This is a genomic window from Dellaglioa sp. CoH-57-MRSF-21 (genome assembly GCF_056781915.1).
Genome location: NZ_JBXAXU010000069.1, coordinates 1 through 422 on the forward strand (window position 1 = coordinate 1; position 422 = coordinate 422).

The window sequence follows — 422 nt, forward strand, 5'->3', positions numbered from 1 at the left end:
GAACGCTCAGCAAATCAACGCACTCCGCGCACAGACCATCGCTGACTTTGAAGCACGCGCCGCCGAACTGCGTGCACGGCTCGCGGGCATTCTGGATAACGAAGCTTACTTTGTTGTGGGCGAAGCCGGCACCCTCTGCTATGACTTCGACGGCAACGCATACACGAACCCGCGCGTGTGCCCCATTGGCACGGCCCCGACGTTTAGCCGCGCACAGGCGAAAGCGCTGGCACGTGTCACGAAGGACGGGGCCGACCGTACGATGCGCGCTGTCTCGATTCGTGAGCACATGGCAAACGAGGCGGACAAGCTGGAAGCGCTGGCCGCAAATCTTCGCGCGATTCCGGATAATGTCTGACGCTCCGCGCGCCGCACGGGGAAAGCTTACGGGCTTTCCCCTGATTACGGCCCCCGATCATGCG

General features: G+C 62.6%; 1 protein-coding gene. It reads left to right on the forward strand.

Annotated elements, in window-relative coordinates:
* Positions 1-358: hypothetical protein (locus AC1RPQ_RS07970; RefSeq protein WP_481762259.1), on the forward strand; the 358-nt coding region annotated here is incomplete at its 5' end.
* Positions 359-422: the final 64 nt, after the last annotated feature.